This is a genomic window from Beduinella massiliensis (assembly GCF_900199405.1).
Classification (GTDB): Bacteria; Bacillota; Clostridia; order Christensenellales; family Aristaeellaceae; genus Beduinella; species Beduinella massiliensis.
In genome coordinates, this window is record NZ_LT963430.1 from 2,417,176 (window position 1) to 2,438,887 (window position 21,712).

Genomic DNA, 21,712 nt, shown 5'->3' on the forward strand with positions numbered 1-21,712 from the left:
CGCTATCTCGATGTCACATCCCGATAGATCCGATCGACAATTTCCTCCGCGCTTAAATCAGGGCCGATCGCCTCCTCGTGCAGGAACCCGATGTAGTCCTTTTCCTTCCACCAGCGGCGCATCTGCGCTTCGCCGAACTCCTGGGCGTTCGGTTTTTGCACGTGCCGCCTAAGCGTCTCTTCAAACGGGATGTCAAAGTAATAGGCAAAGATCTCCCCGTCAAAGAGGCGTACGGCCGTTTCAAAAAGGGGGCGATACCACTCGGCGTTCAAAATTCCTTCCAGTATGGTGTACTCACACGTCCGGCTTCCATACTCCACCAGGCTGCTCAGGAGCCCTACCGCCTTTGTTGCAGGGCCGTCATTAACCCAGAGCATTTCGCGCCTCACGACGTCCTGCGAAATGAGCAGCGTCCCGCGGCCCAGCTTTTGCTGCAGCGTCTTGCCGGTCGTGGTCTTGCCGCTGCCCGAATTTCCCCGAAGCATGATGATCTTCGCCATCCAATCGCTCCCTTGCTTTTCCCCTAGTATAGCATTCCGCTCCCGTTTGTGCAAGAAAGGCCCTGCACGAAAGCAAAAGGCCGCCGGCGGTATGTACAAAAGCCGCCGGCGTACCCATTATTTTTTAATTCGCTTCTTCTGGCTCTCCATCGCATTTCTCCTCGGACGGATTCTCCGTGAAGATAACGCAAATGCTCAGCCTCCCCGCTTCATAGCGCGCGCTGACGGCGCCGCCCATCCGCTCCGCCAGCGTCTTGGCGATGGAAAGACCCAGACCGGTCGAGTTCTGCGCGGTTTTAACGGAGAAAAAGCGGTGAAACAACTGCCCGACCTGTACCTCGTCCAGACCGGACGCGGCGTTCGTAAAGACAAGCGCCCCGTCGTTCAAGAGCGAGATCGTCAGGTCGCCATCGCTGTACTTGAGCGCGTTGCTCAGGATATTTCCGAGCACGCGGGCAAGCGCCGCGGGATTGAGGCTGCGCATGATAGGCCTCTCCGGCATTCGAATTTCCGGGACGATTCCCCGTTGCTTAAAGACTGCGTAAAAGGAAGCCACGCTCTCCTCCAGCGCGCGGCCGACGTCGACCGGCTCCAGTGTCAGTTCCTCCGCCGTCGATGTGAGCACCGAATAGCGGAACAGCTCCTCCGTCAGCTGCTTCATCGCCTGCGCTCTGTTCTCGATAAAGGAAAGATAACGTGAAACCACGTCGCTCTTCTCCATCCGTTTCAAGAGGTCCAGATACCCCAGAATGACGGTCAGCGGGGTGCGCAAATCGTGCGAGATGTTCGTCACTGCCTCCTTCAGCTCGCGGTCGCCGCCCTCGTACTGCAGGCGTTTTCTGCGCAGTACGCAAAGCTGCTCGTTCAGCGTCGAGGCAAGGCGTCTCGCATGCCGGTCCCGTGTGGACAGGCAGATCAGGTGATTCGTGTCCTTCGACAGGCATTCCTTAAGCTCTGCGCCGATTTCGTCCATGGTCTTACGGAGAAACCAGACCCTCGCGCCAAGCGTGAGCACAAGCACTGCAAGGACGGCGCACGCAAGCCCAAGAAGGATCATTCCGCTCACCCGCCTTCCACTATATCTTGACGCAGAGCGCCAGAACCGCGAGCGATAAAATGCCGCATACGATCCACGACAATGACAAGCGTCTCACCCGCCCTACTTTAAATCCTTTTTTTGGAACATGCATACGCCAAGCAGCGTCATGCCCACCGAAATCAGCGCGGACGATGCCAGCATGTAAAGCGGACGCGCCACCTCCAGATTCGCCATCAGGATTCCCTGACCGGTAGGCAGGAAGTTCAGAAGCCCTTCATACGCCCTGCGCAGGTTACCGCCGAGGTATTCCGGGTTCGGCGCGGGCTCCGCCATCTGCATACCCTCGGAGGTGATGACGACGCCGCTCGTCATCTCCGGCTGGCAAAGACGGGCATACACCATGCTCGCTCCGACGAGCAGGGCGAGGAACAGGAGGAGAGAAAGCACGGCGGAAGCCGACTTGCCCTGCAGGTTCATGCCCACAAACGTAAAGATGGCGGAAAGGGCCGCGGAGAAACAGAAGATGAGGGCGCTGTAGGCCGCAAGCCCTGTGATGCCGATTTTCCAGAGACCAAGGAAGGGGATGCCGACGAGCCCACCCGTCAGCCAGACGGCGGCAAAGCAGAGCGTGGCCGCAAAGCAGACGGCCAGGTTGGCCAGATAAACGGACGCACGGCTGTGCCCAACCATGATTTTGTTGCGCAGGGTGCCATCGCTGTATTCGGTGCCGAGAAAGAGGCTTGTAAAGACCGCGCAGAAGAGCCCGAGCGTCGGCGCAAGTCCGAAGTAATAGGAATCCAAGGTATAGGAATACCCGGAGCCTGCGTTTACAGCGGCCTGCCTGCATCCGCTGAGCATGGTGACGACCGCGCACAGAAGCATCGCCGCGAGGGTGGCCCAGAAGACCCTGTCCTTGAAAAGACGGGCAAAGTTTGCCGACAATACGTTACGCATGGCGACCCTCCCCTACGAGGCTGACGTAATAGCTTTCCAGGCTTTCGTCGCGTTCTACGATGGACAGGATCTCGCAGCCCTGCTCCAGCAGCCTGAGGGTAAGCTGCGAGACGTTGGGTCTCGCGAACACATCCGCCGTGTCGTCCGGCAGGATCTTGTACTGGACGTTCATGCTGTCCAGCACGCGCGTAAGGGCCTGTGTGTCCGTAACCTTCATGCGCGTACACTTTCGGCAGGCCGTCTCCAGCTCCTCCGCGCTGATTTCCTTCACGATGCGTCCGCCGTCGATAAAGCCGTAATGCGTCGCGAGCTTTGACAGCTCGTCCAGGATGTGGCTTGAGATCAGAACGGTGATCTGGTGCTCGCGATTGAGCCGCAGGATGAGCTCACGAATCTCGATGATGCCCTGGGGGTCCAGCCCGTTGACCGGTTCGTCCAGCACCAAAAAGTCCGGGTTCCCGGCAAGCGCGACGGCGATACCGAGCCGCTGCTTCATGCCGAGTGAAAAATGCCTCGCCTTTTTCTTCCCCGTGTCCGAAAGTCCCACCAGCCGCAGGAGCTCCGGAATGCTGTCAAACGACGGAAGCCCCAGCACGCGGTATTGCGCCCGCAGGTTTTCCTCCGCCGTCATGTCCAGATAGATGGAGGGGGTCTCCACCACCGCGCCCATCCGCCTGCGTGCCTGCCGGATGCGTCGGTCACGGTTCTCCGCGCCATAGAGCGCAAATGTTCCCGACGTAGGCGCCTGCAGTCCGCAGACCAGACGAATCAGCGTGGTCTTGCCCGCCCCGTTCTTCCCGATAAAGCCGTATACCGCGCCCTTGGGTACATGCATGGACAGGCCGTCGAGCGCCTTAAAGTGCGCGTAGTGCTTGCACAGGGCGTCGGCGGTCAGAACGTACTCCATTTGAAAGCCTCCCTTGGTTTGATACGGGCATTGTATCGAAAGAAGGTATGGAAAGCGGTAAAGAAAATCGTAAAGATACGGTATAGATTCATTCCGTCCGCAGCTTAAAGCCGATGCCCCAAACGGCTTCGATGTAGTCCCTGCCCTGCGGGATGCGCAGCTTTCGCCGCAAATTGCTGATGTGCATTTTGAGGGAACTCTCCGTACAGTCCGGCGTATCCTCGCCGATGCGATCCAATAGCTGCGACTTGGTGACCACCTGCTCCGGGTTTTGCATCAGCAGCTTTAGGATTGCGTACTCCGTGCGCGTCAGCCTGATTTCGGCATCGTTCACCCATACCCTGCGCGCCGCGGGATCGAGCCGCAGTGCCTCACAGGTCAGTTCTGCGTTCAAATCCTTTGCCGCACCGCGCAGTCGCACGGCGATTCTAGCCAGCAGCTCTTCAAGCGCAAAAGGTTTGGTGACGTAATCCGCTGCGCCGCCGAGCAGCAGGCTCACCTTGTCCGTTATGTCCGCCTTCGCGCTGACGACGATGACGGGAATTTCCCTGATCTTCGGCAGCACCGCCTCCCCTGAAAGTCCCGGCAGCATGAGGTCGAGCAGGACGAGGTCCGGCCTGGAGGCGGAGAGCACGAACAGCGCCTCGGTGCCCGAATAGGCCCGCGATACCCGATACCCTTCCTGGGTGAGCGCCGTTTCCAGCAGGTTCCCGATATGTACGTCGTCGTCCACGATGAGTATGTGTTTCATGATAAGCCCTCCCGGCGCCGCTCGGACGTTTCCATATGGCGATTAGAATGAACAGGCGATAAGCGTTCCCTCGTATTCTTCCCCAATCGCCGCCTTACGCAGCGAAAGGCGGCACGGCCTCTAAGACCATGCCGCCCTGCCGTTGCCTTTATGCGTCTACGCCTTCGGGCTGCGCCGTACGAAAGACGAGCTTGCCGTCTTGTAGCGACGCGCTCACCGTATCGCCCAGGTGAACCCGCCCGGCGAGAATCTCCTCTGAAAGCGCGTCCTCGACCGTGCGCTGAATCGCCCTGCGCAGCGGACGCGCGCCGTACTGCGGATCAAAACCCGCCTTGGCGAGGTAGGCGACCGCTTCGTCCGGCATGCGCAGCTCGATCCCTTGCTCCTGCAGTCTGCGCTGCACCTGCGCGACCATGAGACCCGCGATTTTGCGGATATCCGCCTCTTCCAAGGGATGGAAGACGATGATTTCGTCCACGCGGTTGAGAAATTCGGGTCTGAAGAGGTTCTTGACCTCCTTCATGATCCGCTCGCGCATCTGTTCATAGCTGCGTGCGCGCTCCATTTCGCTCTCCACGTCCGTGCCGAAGCCCAGGCGTTTCCTGTCTTCCATGGCGTGCGCGCCCGCGTTGGAGGTCATGACGACGACCGTATTCTTGAAGTCCACCGTGCGTCCCTGCGAGTCCGTCAGGCGTCCGTCCTCCAAAATTTGAAGGAGTATGTTAAAGACGTCCGGATGCGCCTTCTCCACCTCGTCGAAGAGCACCACGCTATAGGGCTTGCGCCGGACCTTTTCCGTGAGCTGGCCGCCCTCATCGTGACCGACGTAGCCGGGGGGCGAACCGACCATGCGCGACACGCTGTGCTTTTCCATGTACTCGCTCATGTCGATGCGGACGACCGCATCCTCGTCGCCGAACATCGCCTCACCCAGCGCGCGGCACAGTTCCGTCTTGCCCACGCCCGTCGGACCCAGGAAAATGAAGGAGCCGATCGGCCGCTTGGGATCCTTGAGGCCCGCGCGCGCGCGCCGAATTGCACGGGCGACGGCGCTTACGGCTTCGTCCTGCCCCACGACCCGGCCGTGAAGCGTCTCCTCCAGGTGCAGAAGGCGCTCGGATTCATCCTGCGTCATTTGCCGCACAGGAATGCCCGTCCACTGGGCCACGATCTCGGCGATCTCCGCCTCCCCGACCTCCTCGTGCACGGCGTTGCGTTGACGCTCCCACTCCTTTCGACGCGATTCCATTTCCGCGACCAGCGAGCGCTCCTTGTCGCGCAGACCCGCCGCCTTTTCAAAGTCCTGATGCGCGACCGCCTCTTCCTTTTCCTTGGCGATGGCATCCAGCTCCTCCTGCGTCTCCTTCATGTCCGGGGGCGTCATGAACGAGCGGATGCGAACGCGTGAGGCCGCCTCGTCCACCAGATCGATGGCCTTGTCGGGCAGGAAGCGATCTGAAATGTAGCGCGAGGAGAGCGACACCGCCGCGTCGATGGCCTCGTCCGTAATGCGAACCTTATGATGCGCCTCGTAACGGTCGCGCAGGCCCTTTAGGATGGCGACTGCCTCTTCCTGCGTCGGCTCTCCGACGGTCACAGGCTGAAAACGGCGTTCCAGCGCGGCGTCCTTCTCGATGTGCTTGCGGTATTCGTCCAGCGTCGTCGCGCCGATGCATTGCAGTTCCCCGCGCGCGAGCTGCGGCTTCAAAATATTCGCCGCATCCATTGCGCCCTCCGCGCTGCCCGCGCCGACGATCGTATGCAGCTCGTCGATGAACAGGATGACGTTGCCCGCCTCTTTCAGCTCCTTGAGCGCATTCTTGAGGCGTTCTTCAAATTCCCCGCGGTACTTGCTGCCCGCCACCAGCGACGCCAGATCCAACGAAAATACGCGCTTTCCCTGCAGCATCTCCGGAATGTTGCCATCCACAACGCGTTGTGCGAGCCCTTCCGCGATCGCGGATTTACCCACGCCCGGTTCGCCGATGAGCACCGGGTTGTTCTTCGTGCGGCGCGAGAGAATCTGAATGACCCGCTCGATCTCCTTGCTGCGCCCGATGACCGGATCCAGCTTGCCATCGCGCGCATCCTGCGTCAGGTCACGCCCGAACTGGTCGAGCGTCTTCGTCTCGGATGCGCCCTCGCGCGCTTCTCCTCCCTGCTGGGGCGCACCCGCGCCGCCGCCCGAAAGCGACGCGAGGATCGTATCGCGCGCTTCCTCCAAGTTGACGCCCAGCGACGTGAGCACGTGCGCCGCGACGCCCTCGCCCTCGCGCAGCAGCGCCAGCCATAGGTGCTCCGCGCCGATGTAGTTCTGCCCCAGCGCTCGGGATTCCGCCATCGCGCCGTCCAGCACCTTCTTCGTTCGCGGCGTCAGGCTCAGCGCGCCGGTGACCGGCTCATCGCCGGTCTCCACCACGCGCAGAATCTCGTCCTGCACCTGTTCCGCCGTGATGCCCTGGAGCATTTCGCGGTCCTTTTCGTCCTGCACCTGCATGAGCCCCATGAGCAGGTGCTCCGTTCCTACATAATGATGCTTCATCGCCACAGCCGCGTGCTGCGCGCCCTGCAGGGCCCGCTGCGCCCGCTCCGTAAAGCGTCCAAACAATGCCATAATTACCTCCAAATCCCACTTGGGTCAATGTTTTCCGCAAAGCGCCGCGCGTACATACTCTGCGCGAAGCTGATCCCGTTCGGGCGCGGTCAATTCTTTTCCGGCCCTTCGGGCGATGCCCGCGCTCTGAGCCCTGTAAAGCAGCGAATCGAGCGTTGAGCCGTCCATGTCAACGAGGTTCAGGCTGCTCGCCAGCCTTACGTCCGACCAACGCTGCATGAATTCCTTGTCCCCGATACGCCGCGCGTACATCAGCACGCCGACCGAGCGCATCAACCGGTCTTCCAGCGTCAGACGATCCTTCTCCAGCAGCGTCCTGCGCGCCTTGCGCTCCATGTCCGCCAGTTGGCTGCCGACCTCCCGGATGGCCTGCACAAGCTCCTCCTCCGTGCGCCCCAGCGTCACCTGATTGGAGACCTGATAGAGGTTTCCGAAAGCCTCGCTGCCCTCGCCGTAAAGCCCACGGATTGTGAGCCCCAGCTTGTCGACCGCCTGCCCGACAGCGCCCATCTGGCGCAGAATCGTCAGCGCGGGCAGATGCAGCATCTGCGAGGCGCGCATGCCGGATCCCGTGTTCGTCGGGCACGCGGTCAGGTAGCCGAGCTGGTCGTCAAAGGCATATGTCACCTGGGTTTCCAGCCCATCATCGACCTCGCGTGCAATCTTTGCCGCCTGCTCCACGTCCGTCCCCGGCAAGAGCACCTGCAGCCGAATGTGATCCTCCTCGTTGACCATGATGCTGACCTTATTATCTTTGCCCAAAAGAACGGCGGCTAAATCCGCGCTGCGCAGCAAATCACGGCTGATGACGTGCTGCTCCACCATTTCCTGACGCTGGATGGGCGACAGGTCGGAAAGCCGTACGAAAGCATAGCTCGATGCGTCCGGAAACGTCGACGCCGCGTCGCAGGTGCGGCGGATCGTCTCCGCCGCCCATACGTCGTTCATCATCGACGGAAAGGGGATATCCCGATAATTGCGGGCAAGACGCACGCGGCTGGAAAGCACCACGTCGTCTAAAAGCTGATCACGCATGCTCGCAGCCTCCCTTCGCCGCTTCCGCCTGTTCCTCCTCCGTAACCGTCATCGCGCGGATGCGGTCGCGAAGCTGCGCCGCGAGCTCGAATTCCTCCTTCGCGACCGCCTCGTCCATTTCCCTGCGCAGCTTTTCCAGCTCCCGCTGCGCGCTGATGTGCGCGCTGCGGGCAGGCGGCACGTGACCCACGTGCTGCGTGCGCCCATGGATGCGCCCCAGCATCGGGGCCAGCTGCGCCGCAAACGCCTTGTAGCAGTCCGCGCAGCCGAGCAGCCCCGTCTCCCGAAAGCGCTCGTACTCCATTCCGCAGGTGGGACAGCGAAGCTTCTCCTGCTCCGGCCTTTCCTTCTGGCCGGAAACGCCTGAAAGAAGGCTGGAAATCAGACTGGACATCGTGTCCAGTCCCTTCTGGTGTTTCGCCATACAGGCCGCACATAAGTGCATCTGCGTCGCGACGCCGTTTTGAACCTGTGTATAATGAATCGTCGCGGGATTCTTCCCGCATTCCTCACAAAGCATCCTTAAGCCTCCTTCTTACGTTTGGCAAGTTCCAAGATCATGCTGCGCAGCGTTCCCGCGCACAGCGCGTCCTTCATGCTCAGCGGCAGCGGCACGGCCTGCGGCGTCAGCGCCGCCGCCATCAGGTGCGCTTCCTCCTCCGTGACGATCTCCTCGCTTTGCAGCCTCGCTAAAATCCGCATGGCGTCCCCATGGGAAATCGATGTGCCGATCCGCTGGTAAATGGACTTGAGCAGGTCGTCCTTGTCGCTGCTCGCGATCCGCACGATGCGGATGTAGCCGCCCCCGCCCCGGCGGGATTCGATCACGTAACCGTGGTCGGGCGTAAATCGGGTCGCCAGCACGTAGTTGATTTGAGACGGCGCGCATTGAAAATGCTCGGCGAGCTCGTTGCGTTTGAGCTCTACCTGTGTGTCATCCTCTTCCATCAAAGCCTTGATGAAGGCCTCTATCGTATCACTAAGCGGTTTCATGAGACCACCCCATCATCTTATTGACCTACTTTGACTATATTATACGCCGGAATCCGAATCCGTCAAGCGGTTCAGAAAAAATTTTGCTGTCAGTCCAAGGGAAAAGCAGGTGCATCCCTGGATAGGACTAAAAAAGCATCCTTCGGTGCAAAGCCCGGGATGCTTCTGGCAGGTTCAAACAAATACAGACCGCGCAGTTCAGGTCGGAAGGCTGGCGCTCGCCTTTACAGCCGCCAGTAACGGTATCCGGCGCGAAGCACTTCCTGCTTGTCCAGAATGCTCTTCACGTCTACGATCACCTTTTCGTCCGCGGGCATCGTCCGGAACAGGCGGTCGATCTGCTCAAGCGTCAGCGCTCGAAACGCCTTATGCGCCACCGCGATCACCACGCAGTCGGCATCCTGCACCTGCGAAAGCGGCCGCAGCGTCACGCCATATTCGCGCGCCGCGTCCTCCGGGGCCGCGCAGGGATCGGTCACCACGGGATCGATTCCGTATTCCCTTAGGCGGCCGATGATGTCTGCCACCTTGGAATTGCGCGTGTCCGGGCAATCCTCCTTGAACGTAAGGCCCAGGATAGCCACCTTTGCATAACGCACCGCCTTGCCCGCGAGCACGAGCTGCTTGATGACCGCATCGGCCACGAACGCGCCCATGCCGTCGTTGATCTTGCGCCCGGACAGGATGATCTGCGAGTGATAGCCCAGCTTCTCCGCTTCGTAAACAAAGTAATACGGGTCCACGCCGATGCAATGGCCGCCCACGAGGCCGGGCGTAAAGCCAAGTGCGTTCCACTTGGTGTTCATCGCATCGATGACCTCTTTGGTGTCGATGTCCATGCGGTCAAACACCATTGCCAGCTCGTTCATGAAGGCAATGTTGATGTCGCGCTGGCTGTTCTCCACGACCTTCGCCGCCTCCGCGACCTTTATGGTGGAGGCGCGATGCACGCCCGCCTCGATCACCAGCTCATACACGCTTGCGATCTCGCAAAGTGCCTCTTTGTCCATGCCGGAGACGATCTTTCGGATATTTTCGAGCCGGTGCACCTTGTCGCCCGGGTTGATGCGCTCGGGCGAATAGCCGACCTTGAAGTCCTCGCCGCAGCGTAGACCGGATTCGCGCTCGAGTATCGGCACGCACACGTCTTCCGTCACGCCCGGGTAAACCGTCGATTCGTACACGACGATCGATCCAGGAGTCAGGTTGCGCCCGACGAGCGCGCTCGCGTTCACTACAGGCGACAAATCGGGCGACTTATCCGCGTTGACGGGCGTCGGCACGGCCACGATATGAAACTTCGCGTCGCGCAGGCGCGTTTCGTCGCTCGTGAACTCGACCGTAGACGCAGCTACCGCCGCATCCCCTACCTCATGCGTGGGGTCCACGCCCTGCCTGTACATTTCGATCTTTTTTTCGTTGAGATCAAATCCAATGACCTTGGCCTTTTTTGAAAACGCGACCGCGATGGGCATGCCCACGTAGCCCAAGCCGATCAGCGAGATCTTCTCTTCCCCGCGCACAATCCGTTCATACAGCGTCATCCTGTTTCCTCCCGCTCGTTTGAATGCAAGGGCGGCTGAGCGAGGATCGCACTGTCCATCGCGCCGCCTAAAGTGAATATCCATGAACGCGTTCACGCTCGACAGGTTTTCCCTGTTTTCGTACAATACGTTCAAATTATAACATTTTCATCGGCCTACCGCAAGAGCGGTCCGCTTTTCGTTCAGACGCAGAAGAGGCCGTGCGTTTCCGCACGGCCCCCTGCCTGCTCATCCTTTGACCTGCATGCGCACGAGCGCGCGCTTGAGTCTTGCCTCCGCCAGCATCAAATCGCGCTTGTCCGTCTGCTTTTCCTTGAGCATCAGCTCGGCGCGCTCCTTGGCGCGCTGGGCGCGCTCCGCGTCGATGTCCTCCGCCCATTCAAACGTCGTGGGCACAAGGCGCACCTCGCCCTTGACGACGGTAAGCATGCCGCCCATGCATGCCGCCCGCCGGACATTTCCGTCTATCGTGACGCGCGCCTCGCCCATGCCCAGCGCGGTCACGTAGTCGGCATGTCGCGCCAGAATGCATACGTCGCCGACGATCGTCCTGCACAGCAGCCGCTCTGCCTGTCCGTCAAAGATCAAGCCGTCGGGCGTCGCGATCTGCAAGTGGAAGCTGCTCATGCGCCTTCACCCTTCCTTGCCTTTTCGACCGCCTCTTCGATCGTGCCGACAAACAGGAATGCGCTCTCGGGCAGGTCGTCGTGCTTGCCCTCGATGATTTCCTTAAAGCCGCGGATGGTTTCCTTGAGCGGAACGTACTTGCCCTCCATGCCGGTGAACTGCTCCGCGACGCTGAACGGCTGAGACAGGAAGCGCTGAATCTTACGCGCTCGCGCGACGATCAGCTTGTCCTCCTCCGACAGCTCGTCCATGCCCATGATGGCGATGATGTCCTGTAGCTCCTTGTAGCGCTGCAGGATCTTCTGCACGTCGCGCGCGACCTCGTAATGCTCCTGGCCGACCACGTCCGGCGTCAGGATTCGGCTGGAGGATTCCAGCGGATCGACAGCCGGATAAATACCCAGCGAGGAGATGGCGCGCGACAAAACCGTCGTCGCGTCCAGGTGCGCGAACGTCGTGGCGGGAGCCGGGTCGGTCAGGTCGTCCGCAGGCACATAAACCGCCTGCACGGACGTGATCGATCCTTTCTTGGTAGAGGTAATGCGCTCCTGCAAGGCGCCCATCTCCGTCGCCAGCGTCGGCTGATATCCGACGGCGCTGGGCATACGGCCCAGCAGCGCTGAAACCTCGGAGCCGGCCTGCGTAAAGCGGAAGATGTTATCGATGAACAGCAGCACGTCCTGGTTCTCGCGGTCGCGGAAGTATTCCGCCATCGTAAGGCCCGAAAGTGCCACGCGCATGCGCGCTCCCGGCGGCTCGTTCATCTGGCCGTATACGAGCGCCGTCTTGGAAAGCACGCCGCTCTCCTTCATCTCGTAGTAGAGGTCGTTGCCTTCGCGCGTGCGCTCGCCCACGCCCGTAAAGACGGATAGGCCGCCGTGCTGCTTGGCGACGTTGTTGATGAGCTCCATAATCAGAACCGTCTTGCCGACGCCCGCGCCGCCGAAGAGGCCGATCTTGCCGCCCTTGGCGTACGGGGCGATCAGGTCGACGACCTTGATGCCCGTTTCCAGAATTTCCGTGGTGGTTTCCTGCTCGTCATAGGCGGGCGGGTCACGGTGGATCGGCCAGCGCTCCACGCCCTCGGGCGCGGGCTGATTGTCCACCGGCTCGCCGAGCAGGTTGAAGATGCGTCCCAGGCACTGGTCGCCCACCGGCACGGTGATCGAACTGCCCGTGTCTACGGCCTTGAGGCCGCGAACGAGGCCGTCCGTGCTCGACATGGCGATGCAGCGGGCCACGTCGTCGCCGATGTGCTGCGCAACCTCGACGACCAGACGCTTTCCGTCATGCTCAATCTCCAGAGCATTGAGCAGGTCCGGGAGCTGGCCGTCCGCAAACTTGACGTCCAGCACCGGTCCGATGATCTGCACGACGGACCCTACATTCCCTTTGCTCATGCGCGGTACTCCTTTTCGCTGGACAGCGCTACGCCCTGTCCTTCAATTTTACTGTTCTGCGCCCGCGACGATCTCGGTGATCTCCTGCGTGATCGCGCCCTGACGCGCGCGGTTATAGCGCAGGCTCAAATCCTCGATCATGTCGCCCGCGTTCTTGCTCGCCGCGTCCATCGCGGTGCGCCGGGCGCCCATTTCACTGGCAACCGACTCGCAAAGCGCGCTATAGATCACACCCGCCACGTAGTTGGGCATGATGGCGTCAAAAATTTCTCCGCTGTCCGGCTCGTATGTGATGAGCATGCGCGCCTTTTGCGGCCCTTCTTCCATAGGCTCCTGCTTGGCAAGCGGCAGCAGCGGCAGAATGTGCGGCGTCTGCGTCAGCATGGACACAAACCGCGTAAAGGCGACGCAAATGCGGTCGTATTCACCGTGCTTGAATCCCTCGGTGAGCATCTGCGCCATCGCAAAGCAATCGCCCACGCTCACGTCTTCCGCCACCGCGTAGGCGTGCGTCAGGCTCTCTATGCCCCGCCTGTCAAAAAACTCAACCGCCTTCTTGCCGATCGGCAGCACGCAAGCCTCGCTTCCGTCTATCGCGCCCATCACCTCTTTGAAGATGTTGGCGTTGTAGCCGCCCGCCAGCCCGCGGTCGCCCGCGATGACCACGTAGCAGGTCTTTCGGTTCTTTGATTCCGCTACGTAAGGCGACGTAAGCTCGGTGTTGAGCCTCGCGATCTGCACCAGGTTGTCATACAGGATCTCGAAATACGGACGGCTTTTTTCCATCCGCTCGCGCGCACGCCGCAACTTGGAAGAGGCCACCAATTCCATCGCCTTGGTGATCTGCATGGTGCTTTCCACGCTCTTAATGCGCAGCTTGATATCCTTCATGGAGGCTCCGGCCATCGTTCAGCCCCCCTTATCGTCCGGTCAGGAAGTCTTTTGTATAGGCGCCAAGGGCGGCCTTCAGCGCTTCCTCCGTCTCGGGCGACAGATTGCCGGTCTCGCGGATTGCCTGCAGCACGGCGCCGTGCTGCGCGTCCATGCGCTCATACAGCCCGCGCTCGTACTCGCGAACGTCTGCGACGTCCACGTCCTTTAGGTAGTCCTTCGTGACGGCGTATAGGATGCATACCTGCTTTTCGACCGGGACGGGCGAATTGCGGTCCTGCTTGAGCACTTCCACGATGCGCTCGCCCTGCGCCAGGCGCGCCTTGGTGTCCGCGTCCAGGTCGCTGCCGAACTGCGCGAAGGACTGAAGCTCACGGTACTGGCTGTAGAGCAGCTTGAGGGTACCGGCGACCTTCTTCATGGCCTTGATCTGCGCGTTGCCGCCTACGCGGCTGACCGAGATGCCCGGGTTCACGGCCGGCATGACGCCGGAGTGGAACAGCTCGCTCTCCAGGAAGATCTGGCCGTCGGTGATCGAAATCACGTTCGTCGGGATATAGGCGGAAACATCGCCGGCCTGCGTTTCAATGATCGGCAGCGCTGTCAGGGAGCCGCCGCCGTATTCCGGCGCGATGCGCGCCGCGCGCTCCAGCAGACGGCTATGCAGGTAGAAGACATCGCCTGGATACGCCTCGCGGCCCGGCGGACGGCGAATCAGCAGGGACAGGGCACGGTAAGCGACCGCATGCTTGGAAAGGTCGTCGTAGATGATGAGGACGTCCCTTCCCTGCGCCATGAAGTACTCACCCATCGCGCAGCCCGCATAGGGCGCGATGTACTGGAGGGGGGACAGCTCCGACGCGGTGGCGCTGACGACAATCGTATAATCCATCGCGCCCTCGCTCGTGAGCAGCTCCACCAGCTGCGCCACGGTCGAACGCTTCTGCCCGATCGCGACGTAGATGCAGATGACGTCCTTGCCGCGCTGGTTGATGATCGTATCCGTCGCGATGACGGTCTTGCCGGTCTGGCGGTCGCCGATGATGAGCTCGCGCTGGCCGCGGCCGATCGGGATCATGCTGTCGATCGCCTTGATGCCCGTCTGAAGCGGCACGCTGACGCTTTTTCTCTCGATGATGCCAGGCGCGGGACTTTCGATGGGGCGGTATTCCTTCGCCTCGATCGCACCCTTGCCATCGATGGGCTGGCCCAGCGAGTTGACGACGCGGCCGATGAGCGCCTCGCCCACCGGCACGGAAACGACGCGCCCGGTGCGCTTCACGGTGCTGCCCTCGCGGATACCGACGTCGCTGCCGAGCAGCACGATGGACACCGAATTTTCTTCGAGGTTGAGCGCCATGCCGTATTCGCCGTTTTCAAACTCCACCAGCTCGCCCGCCATGCACTTATCCAGGCCGCAGGCGCGCGCAATGCCGTCGCCCACCAGGATGACGCTGCCGGTCTCGCTGCTCTCGATCTTATTTTCGTAATGCTTGATCTGCGCTTTGATGATCTTGGAGATCTCTTCAGGTTTTAATTGCACGGTATCACCAGCTTTCTGTGTTTGCTATGGGGCTCACTGAACGGCCGTGAGCAGCGCGCTTCTGATCTGCTCCAGCCTGCCCTGAACGCTGTTGTCATAGCGCTTGCCGTTCATCTCAAGGCGGATGCCGCCGATCAGCGCGGGATTGACGCGCTCTTTGATCGCGACGCGCTTTCCGGTGACGGCGTTCAGGCGCTCCGTAAGTTTTGCGCGCAGCCCGGCCGAAAGGGGCACGGCGGAAGTCACGGTGGCTTCCACGATGCCGTTGTCCTCGTTGTAGCGCGCGCGATACTCCTCATAGCAGCCGGCAAGCTCGCCTATGGAGCCGCGTTCACACAGGATTTTTAGAAAGTTTAAGAGATAGAGGTGGATTTTCCCACGGAAACTCTCGTCTACAATCCGGACGCGTTCTTCCTTTGCCATGCCCAGATTGGAGAGTAGGCGAACAAACGGGGGGTTTTCAGCAAACGCCTCCGTCAGCACGCGCAGTTCATCCAGCACGTCCTGCGAGATCCCCTCTTCCAGGCAGAGCGCGTACAGCGCGCCGCCGTATTCCTTCGCTGTCTCCGTCACGACGCTTCACCAACGTTCCGGATGAAATCTTCGATGAAGGCCTCGTGATCCTTCGCATCGACCTCGCGTTCGACCACCTTGGAGGCAATGTCCACCGCGATGCCGGAAAGTTCGTTTTTGACGTCCATAAACGCCTTTTTGCGCTCCTGCTCGATTTCCTGATCCGCCTTGTTCTTGAGCATCACAGCGCGTTCGCGCGCTTCACCGACGATCTCGTCGGAGCGCACCTGCGCGGTGCGCATGGCGTTTTGCACCAGACCGTCTGCTTCTTCGCGCGCCGTAGCAAGCCGCTGCTCATATTCGCTCTTCAGCGCTTTGGCTCGGGCCTCTGCCTTGTCCGCTTCGCTGTACATTCCGTCGATCTCCGCTTGACGCTTATCCAGCACGGCCATCACGGGCTTGAAAAGAAACTTTTTTATGAGCGCGGTCAAGATCAGCAGGTTGCAAATCTGAAAGATCAGGGTCCAGGGCGTTATGGAAATAAAATCCTGTACCTGTTGCACTTCGTTCCCTCCCGCTTAGAGATAATCCCTCAAATCAGGGAATGGCTCACAGCTTTCCGATAAAGGGATTGACGAACAGCAGGATCAACGCGACGATGAAGCCATAAATACCGGTCGTCTCGGCGACGGCGCAGCCCAGCAGCATCGTAGAGGTTACGTCGCCCTTAGCCTCCGGCTGACGGCCGATCGCTTCGCAGGCCTTGCCAACCGCGTAGCCTTCGCCGATACCGGGGCCGATGCCGGCGATCATCGCCAGGCCCGCGCCTATCGCAGAGCATCCCATAACAATCGCTTTTTCCAACATGTGAGTTCCTCCTTAAGTGTTTAGATAATCTTTTTATTTCGCTTTATTTAACCCTCCTGCGCTGCCGACGAGATGTACATCATCGTCAGCATGCAGAAGATGAAAGCCTGAAGGAAACTGGAAAAGAGGTCGAAATAAACAGAGAGAATCGCCGGGATGCCGATCTGGAAGATCGGGACCATCCCCAGGATGTCGCCCAGGAAGCCGGGCAGCAGGCCCAGCACCATGTTCGAAAGACTCGCAAGCGCGCCGTACACGAGCGCCATGATGACGCCGCCGGAGGCGATGTTGCCGAAATGACGGAACGCCATCGAAATCGGCGTTGCGATCTCGCTGATGATGTTAAAGGGCGTCAGCACGAAGATCGGCTGCGTATAGCCCTTGAAATAGCCCAGCACGCCGTTCGTCTTTACCTTTGTGTAGGTGATCAGGACGAACACGAGCAGCGCCCATCCCAGCAGGGTGGAGAGGTCCGACGTAGGCGCGTAGGCCCCTACGAGGCTTGAAAGACTGGAAACTGCCGAAAGCACGAAGATCGACGCGACAAAAGGCGTATAATAGGAGAAGGTCCCGCCCATGTTTCCGTCCACGAACTTGCGCGCGGTATTCACCAGAAACTCCGCGATGACCTGCCTGCGCGACGTCGCGTGCACCTTAAGGCCGCGGGTGAGGAAGATACAGAGCCCCGTGACCAACAGGATGATGATCCACGTATTGACGACCGTCTCCGTGATCGGAATGCCGCCTAAAACCGGTATCGTCCAGTAAATCCGGGCGCCCGTTACGCTCATATTCATCGATTATTCCGCTTCCTTTCTCGCGGGCTTGTACTTGCCCATGATCTGCATGATCCCGATGGTCACGCGCGGGAAGATGAGCGGCAGCACCGCAGCCACCCAATGAAATGCAGGCGTCGCCATTGCCAGGATCACGCAAAGCGCCATCACGAGCATGCGCATGCTGTAGGAAAGCTGCATGATCTGCTTTGCCTTGTCGGGTTTTGCCGCAGCCTTCTGTACCGATAGACCGAGCGCAAAAAAATTGCCGACCGCGACAGTGAATCCCAGCAGCGCACCCGTCAAAACTGTCCAATGAAATTTGCCCAGAATTAAAAATATAAGGAGCATGATCGCGCAAAGCACGGCCGTGCCGAGCGCGATGTGCTTCGTCTCTTGAACCACCGCTTGCTGCGGCTTCATCCACAACCCCTCCGTCATAAAGATTTCATACAGATTTCCGTCATACACACGCAAACTGCGCTATGAATCGCATTATAGTAACACTATACTGTCTGTGTGTCGATTTGTCAATGCTATTTTTGTCAATTTTGTCTCAGTCAACCACTTGTTTTTTATTCGACAATCTTTTCACAATAAACGTCCTCCTTGATCGCCATGATACGGCATTCTCCGCAAAATATACAGGGACAAAAAGACGTTGTTGTGCCAAATGGAGGCCGTTTGACGGCGTCCATCCCCTCTTTGCACATCCAGCAGCGACCGTCTTTCGGACAAAAAAAGAGAGGCCGCGCCTCTCCAGCAAATCATTCCCGTATTTCCTGTACGTTCTTTTGGACGGTGTGCGCAATCGGTTCCCATGTTACGTGCTTAAACAATGCGGCAATCGCGATGGGAACGTAGGTAAACATGAAAACAGGAAACGTGAACAGATACAAAATCTTTTTATACCCGGCGCAGTGAATCTGCCTCCACTCGGTGATCGTCGTCACAAGGCCAAAGAGAAACAGCGACAGGTAAACGCCTGCAACCGTGATGAAAGCTTCCTGCCCGGCCGCCGCGACGACCTCCGGCATCTTCGCAGCAAATCCGTAGACGCAGAAGGCCAGGTTCGCCGCGATGGTGGTCAGCGTCAGCAGCGTCGCCGGGGCGATGGTCATCAGCATGTCGTAGCACTGAAAACTGCGCTGCTTTACGCAGCCGCCGACGAGCGCCCGACCGTAACGGGCGAACACCTGATAAAACCCCTTCGCCCAGCGCATTCGCTGTTTCCAGGAAGAGCGGAAATCCTGCGGCTGCTCGTCATAGACGATCGCGCGCTCGCAGTAGCCAATCACCTCTCCCCTGATGGCGCTGTCGATGGAAAACTCGATATCCTCCGTCAGCAGGTGGTGCTTCCAGCCCCCGTTTCGCTCGATCACACGGCTGGAGACGAGAAAACCCGTGCCGGAGATCGCGCAGCTCGTGTGCAGGCTCATCCTCGCCCCGTTCAGGTATTGGGATTCGCGCAGAAACCAGAGCGCATACCCGGCCGATATCCAGTTCGTACCGTAGTTTTTAGAATTCCGGTAGCTGGTAATAACGCCGTACCCCTGATCGAACGTCTTGTTCATTTCATGGACATAGTTTTCGTCCAGCACGTTGTCCGCGTCGAAGACCATGTACGCCTCGTAATGCCGAATGCCCACGCTTCTGCGGATCTGGCCAAATGCATAGTCCAGCGCATATCCCTTGCCGACCTGTCGGCGGTTGGCTCGCTCAAAGACGGTCGCGCCGTATTTTCGCGCAATACGCGCGGTGTTGTCGTCGCAGTTATCCGCCACGACGTATACGTCGATCAGTTCTCTGGGATAACGCTGATTTCTGATGCTTCGCAGCAGTTCGCCGATGACCTTTTCTTCGTTGCGCGCGGAAATGAGAATGGCGAACTTGTGCTGTTTTTGGGCCGGATGATCCTTTTGTTTCTTGACAAAACGCACCACAATGTATGCGATTTGATAAAAGTAGCAAAGAAGGAACAGGCACAAGATGATCAGATTAAACCTTTCCATAAATGGAATCATCGAATTTCTCCTTCTATCCAGGCAGCGCACTCCACCGCGTGCAGTCAAAGGCTCCGTATTCTCATCTTATTCCGGAATGAAGGCAAGTATAGCATGCGCACAAAAGAAATGTCATCGGCTGTGCTCATAGCTTTCGATCCATTGTTTTGTCCGCTTTGTGGTATATAACGGATTTGCTGGCTGGATTCTTCCAAAAAAATACCGCCCACAAGGGCGGTAAAGAGAATTCCCCGATTTATTTGGTTCCGAAGAGCCGGTCGCCCGCGTCTCCGAGGCCCGGTACGATGTAGCCGTGATCGTTGAGCTTTTCGTCTACGGAGGCTACGAAGATATCCACATCCGGATGGTCGCGCTGAATGCGCGCAATTCCTTCCGGCGCGGCGATCAGGCATTCAAGCTTGATGCTCTTGCAGCCGCGTTTCTTGATGAACGAAATCGCGGCGGAGGCGGAGCCGCCCGTCGCCAGCATGGGATCGACGACAATCAGGTCGCGTTCTTCCACGTCCGCCGGCAGCTTGCAGTAATACTCGACCGGCTCCAGCGTGTTCGGGTCGCGGTACAGGCCGATGTGACCGACCTTCGCTGCGGGCACGAGGCTCATGATGCCGTCGACCATGCCGAGGCCCGCACGCAGAATCGGAACGACCGCAAGCTTCTTACCGCTGATGACCTTCGTCTTGGCCCGGCACACGGGCGTTTCAATTTCGACCTCCTTGAGGGGCAGATCGCGCGTCACCTCGTAGGCCATGAGCATGGAGATTTCCTCGAGCAGCTCGCGGAAATCCTTTGTGCCGGTCTCACGGTCGCGCATGAGCGAAACCTTGTGCTGAATCAGGGGGTGATCCATTACGTGAAGCGTAGACATCTATGTGGTCCTCCTTCAATATGATCCATTCTCTTCGCGCTCCAGCGCGGTCATCATATCCACGCGGCGCTGATGGCGTCCGCCCTCAAACGACGCGTTCAGCCATGCGTTCAACACGTCCACCGCCAGCCCGGGCCCGATGACGCGCTCGCCCATGCAAAGGATGTTAGCGTCGTTATGCATGCGCGTCATCCGCGCAGAAAAAACGTCGTGGCACACCGCCGCCCGGACGCCATGCACCTTGTTCGCCGCGATTGACATGCCAATGCCCGTACCGCAGATCAGAATTCCGCGTTCGCATTCACCCGACGCGACGGCTTTCGCGACCTTTTCAGCGACGGCCGGATAGTCGGCCGCTTCGCCCGTATACGTTCCCTCGTCTTTATACACGATTCCCCTGCGATCCAGCTCTTCCATCAAGGTCTTCTTTAAATGATAGCCGGCGTGATCGCTGCCGATAGAAAGCACGATGCAATCCCTCCATGTTTTACTTCACAGATTATTATACACGCCCCTCGTCGGCAACACAACGTTTTTTCGACAAGTCCTTCACATTTGGCGCGGTTTTGGGCGATTTTAGCTGTCTTGACACACCCCTCCCGCCGCCTTATAATGGGAAAGAATCAGATCAGAACCGGATCGGACTATCCGGAAGATATGCCGCGCATCCGCGCCGCCGTCGCGCGGGATCATAAGGAGGAAACGACATGCTCAGCCGTCCACCGCTCGACCGGATTGCCTTCTTGGGCATTTCCTGGTATAGCCTTTTCATCGTCACCGGCGTCGTCCTGGGCATCCTGCTCGCGACGCGCGAGGAAAAACGCCTGGGGCTTCCCAAGGACACGACGATCGACTTTGCCATTCTCGCGATTCCGCTCGCATTGGTGGGGGCGCGTCTCTATTACGTGCTCTTTCAGTGGGATTCCTTTTCGGAGGATCTGCTCAGCATCTTCGACATCCGCAGCGGCGGCCTCGCCATTTATGGCGGCGTGCTCGGCGGCCTGCTTGCGGCTTGGCTCGTATCCAAGCGCAAGCAGATCGCCTTATCCTCTATTCTGGACATCGTCGCCCCCTCCCTCGTGCTCGGACAGGCTATCGGCCGCTGGGGCAACTACTTCAATATGGAGGCCTATGGTTTCCGTCTTTCGGATCCTGCGCTGCAATTCTTCCCCTTCGCTGTAGAAATCCCCGTTGGCAGCGTATGGTACTGGCACATGGCGACCTTTTTCTATGAGTTCTGCTGGAATCTCGCCGTCTTTGCGCTCCTGATGGGCATTCGGCATTTTACGCGCAAAAAGGGCGACGTCTTCTGTTTTTATCTGCTGCTCTACTGCGCGGGACGGACGGTAATCGAAGGCATGCGCGAAGACAGTCTGACGTTCATCAACGAATTCGTCCGCGTCTCTCAAATCCTGAGCGCGCTGGCCTGCGTCGCCATCGTAATTGTCTTTTATTTGAGGCTCAAACACAAGACACAGCCTTTTTACCTTCTGCCCATCGCCGCGACGGTGCTCGCGCTCGCCGGCTGCTTTATCGGCGAGTTCGAGCGCGGCGCCTACGCGAATCTTTTCACGGCGGCACAGATCATCATGCTCGCGCTCCTCGTCTGCCAGATTGCGCTTTGCGTCCTGTGCTTTATAAATGCGCGCCGGCGAAAGCTCAAAAACCTCGTGCCGCTCACCGTCGCCTCCCTTTTCACGCTCGGCATCCTGCTCTCCGGTCTCGGTCGGGCGGATGCAAACAACCAGCTCTTCGTCTCCTGGCGGCAGATCGCCTGCATGCTTCAAATGATTGCCAGCGGCATGCTGCTCTATCCGTTTCGCAGGCAGTCCCCGGCCCCCGCGCGAGCCGAACACCGATAAAATGAGA

The 21,712-nt window shown here is 59.4% G+C and carries 23 protein-coding genes; 1 reads left to right on the top strand and 22 read right to left on the bottom strand.

Annotated elements, in window-relative coordinates; all coding sequences use genetic code 11:
- Positions 1–2: 2 nt before the first annotated feature.
- The 22 genes from C1725_RS11715 to rpiB form a co-directional block, all read right to left on the bottom strand.
- Positions 3–500 (bottom strand): AAA family ATPase, encoded by a 498-nt coding sequence (locus C1725_RS11715; protein ID WP_102411781.1) that lies wholly within the window; start codon positions 498–500, stop codon positions 3–5.
- Positions 501–624: 124 nt separating this feature from the next.
- Positions 625–1,557, bottom strand: a complete 933-nt coding sequence (locus tag C1725_RS11720) for a sensor histidine kinase (RefSeq protein ID WP_346026615.1) — start codon at positions 1,555–1,557, stop codon at positions 625–627.
- Positions 1,558–1,659: 102 nt separating this feature from the next.
- A complete protein-coding gene (locus C1725_RS11725; RefSeq protein WP_102411782.1) occupies positions 1,660–2,493 on the bottom strand; it encodes an ABC-2 transporter permease in 834 nt (277 codons plus the stop codon).
- A complete protein-coding gene (locus tag C1725_RS11730) occupies positions 2,486–3,400 on the bottom strand; it encodes an ATP-binding cassette domain-containing protein (RefSeq protein WP_102411783.1) in 915 nt (304 codons plus the stop codon). The genes C1725_RS11725 and C1725_RS11730 overlap by 8 nt, the downstream gene beginning before the upstream one ends.
- An 88-nt stretch (positions 3,401–3,488) precedes the next feature.
- Positions 3,489–4,151, bottom strand: coding sequence for a response regulator (locus C1725_RS11735; RefSeq protein ID WP_102411784.1), 663 nt, complete (start codon positions 4,149–4,151; stop codon positions 3,489–3,491).
- Between the two features lie 148 nt (positions 4,152–4,299).
- A complete protein-coding gene (locus C1725_RS11740; protein WP_102413331.1) occupies positions 4,300–6,759 on the bottom strand; it encodes an AAA family ATPase in 2,460 nt (819 codons plus the stop codon).
- Positions 6,760–6,789: 30 nt separating this feature from the next.
- Positions 6,790–7,800 carry a protein arginine kinase gene (locus C1725_RS11745; RefSeq protein WP_102411785.1) on the bottom strand — a complete coding sequence of 337 codons (1,011 nt, stop codon included), beginning with the start codon at positions 7,798–7,800 and terminating at the stop codon, positions 6,790–6,792.
- Positions 7,793–8,320 (bottom strand): UvrB/UvrC motif-containing protein, encoded by a 528-nt coding sequence (locus tag C1725_RS11750; protein ID WP_102411786.1) that lies wholly within the window; start codon positions 8,318–8,320, stop codon positions 7,793–7,795. The genes C1725_RS11745 and C1725_RS11750 overlap by 8 nt, the downstream gene beginning before the upstream one ends.
- Positions 8,321–8,322: 2 nt before the next feature.
- Positions 8,323–8,793 (bottom strand): CtsR family transcriptional regulator, encoded by a 471-nt coding sequence (locus tag C1725_RS11755; RefSeq protein WP_102411787.1) that lies wholly within the window; start codon positions 8,791–8,793, stop codon positions 8,323–8,325.
- Positions 8,794–9,017: 224 nt separating this feature from the next.
- Positions 9,018–10,337, bottom strand: coding sequence for a nucleotide sugar dehydrogenase (locus C1725_RS11760; RefSeq protein ID WP_102411788.1), 1,320 nt, complete (start codon positions 10,335–10,337; stop codon positions 9,018–9,020).
- A gap of 228 nt (positions 10,338–10,565) precedes the next feature.
- A complete protein-coding gene (atpC, locus tag C1725_RS11765; RefSeq protein ID WP_102411789.1) occupies positions 10,566–10,964 on the bottom strand; it encodes an ATP synthase F1 subunit epsilon in 399 nt (132 codons plus the stop codon).
- Complete coding sequence (gene atpD / locus C1725_RS11770) at positions 10,961–12,364, bottom strand: F0F1 ATP synthase subunit beta (protein ID WP_102411790.1); 1,404 nt, start codon at positions 12,362–12,364, stop codon at positions 10,961–10,963. The genes atpC and atpD overlap by 4 nt, the downstream gene beginning before the upstream one ends.
- A 48-nt stretch (positions 12,365–12,412) precedes the next feature.
- Positions 12,413–13,270: an ATP synthase F1 subunit gamma gene (gene atpG / locus C1725_RS11775; protein ID WP_102411791.1), complete on the bottom strand. Its 858-nt coding sequence runs from the start codon at positions 13,268–13,270 to the stop codon at positions 12,413–12,415.
- Positions 13,271–13,283: 13 nt separating this feature from the next.
- Positions 13,284–14,798, bottom strand: a complete 1,515-nt coding sequence (gene atpA / locus C1725_RS11780; protein WP_102411792.1) for a F0F1 ATP synthase subunit alpha — start codon at positions 14,796–14,798, stop codon at positions 13,284–13,286.
- Between the two features lie 33 nt (positions 14,799–14,831).
- Complete coding sequence (atpH, locus tag C1725_RS11785) at positions 14,832–15,371, bottom strand: ATP synthase F1 subunit delta (RefSeq protein ID WP_102411793.1); 540 nt, start codon at positions 15,369–15,371, stop codon at positions 14,832–14,834.
- Entirely contained in the window at positions 15,368–15,874 is a 507-nt protein-coding gene (gene atpF, locus C1725_RS11790) for a F0F1 ATP synthase subunit B (RefSeq protein WP_102411794.1), read from the bottom strand. The genes atpH and atpF overlap by 4 nt, the downstream gene beginning before the upstream one ends.
- A 46-nt stretch (positions 15,875–15,920) precedes the next feature.
- Positions 15,921–16,178: an ATP synthase F0 subunit C gene (gene atpE, locus C1725_RS11795; protein ID WP_102411795.1), complete on the bottom strand. Its 258-nt coding sequence runs from the start codon at positions 16,176–16,178 to the stop codon at positions 15,921–15,923.
- 47 nt (positions 16,179–16,225) lie between these two features.
- Positions 16,226–16,975 (bottom strand): F0F1 ATP synthase subunit A, encoded by a 750-nt coding sequence (locus C1725_RS11800; RefSeq protein WP_102411796.1) that lies wholly within the window; start codon positions 16,973–16,975, stop codon positions 16,226–16,228.
- Between the two features lie 3 nt (positions 16,976–16,978).
- Entirely contained in the window at positions 16,979–17,377 is a 399-nt protein-coding gene (locus C1725_RS11805) for an ATP synthase subunit I (RefSeq protein ID WP_346026616.1), read from the bottom strand.
- Positions 17,378–17,721: 344 nt separating this feature from the next.
- Positions 17,722–18,978: a glycosyltransferase gene (locus tag C1725_RS11810; protein ID WP_102411798.1), complete on the bottom strand. Its 1,257-nt coding sequence runs from the start codon at positions 18,976–18,978 to the stop codon at positions 17,722–17,724.
- Between the two features lie 235 nt (positions 18,979–19,213).
- A complete protein-coding gene (gene upp, locus C1725_RS11815; protein WP_102411799.1) occupies positions 19,214–19,843 on the bottom strand; it encodes a uracil phosphoribosyltransferase in 630 nt (209 codons plus the stop codon).
- A 15-nt stretch (positions 19,844–19,858) separates the two neighbouring features.
- Positions 19,859–20,314, bottom strand: a complete 456-nt coding sequence (gene rpiB, locus C1725_RS11820) for a ribose 5-phosphate isomerase B (protein ID WP_102411800.1) — start codon at positions 20,312–20,314, stop codon at positions 19,859–19,861.
- A gap of 236 nt (positions 20,315–20,550) precedes the next feature.
- On the opposite strand from rpiB, the gene lgt reads away from it, so the two are divergent.
- Positions 20,551–21,705: a prolipoprotein diacylglyceryl transferase gene (lgt, locus tag C1725_RS11825; protein WP_102411801.1), complete on the top strand. Its 1,155-nt coding sequence runs from the start codon at positions 20,551–20,553 to the stop codon at positions 21,703–21,705.
- Positions 21,706–21,712 lie beyond the last annotated feature (7 nt).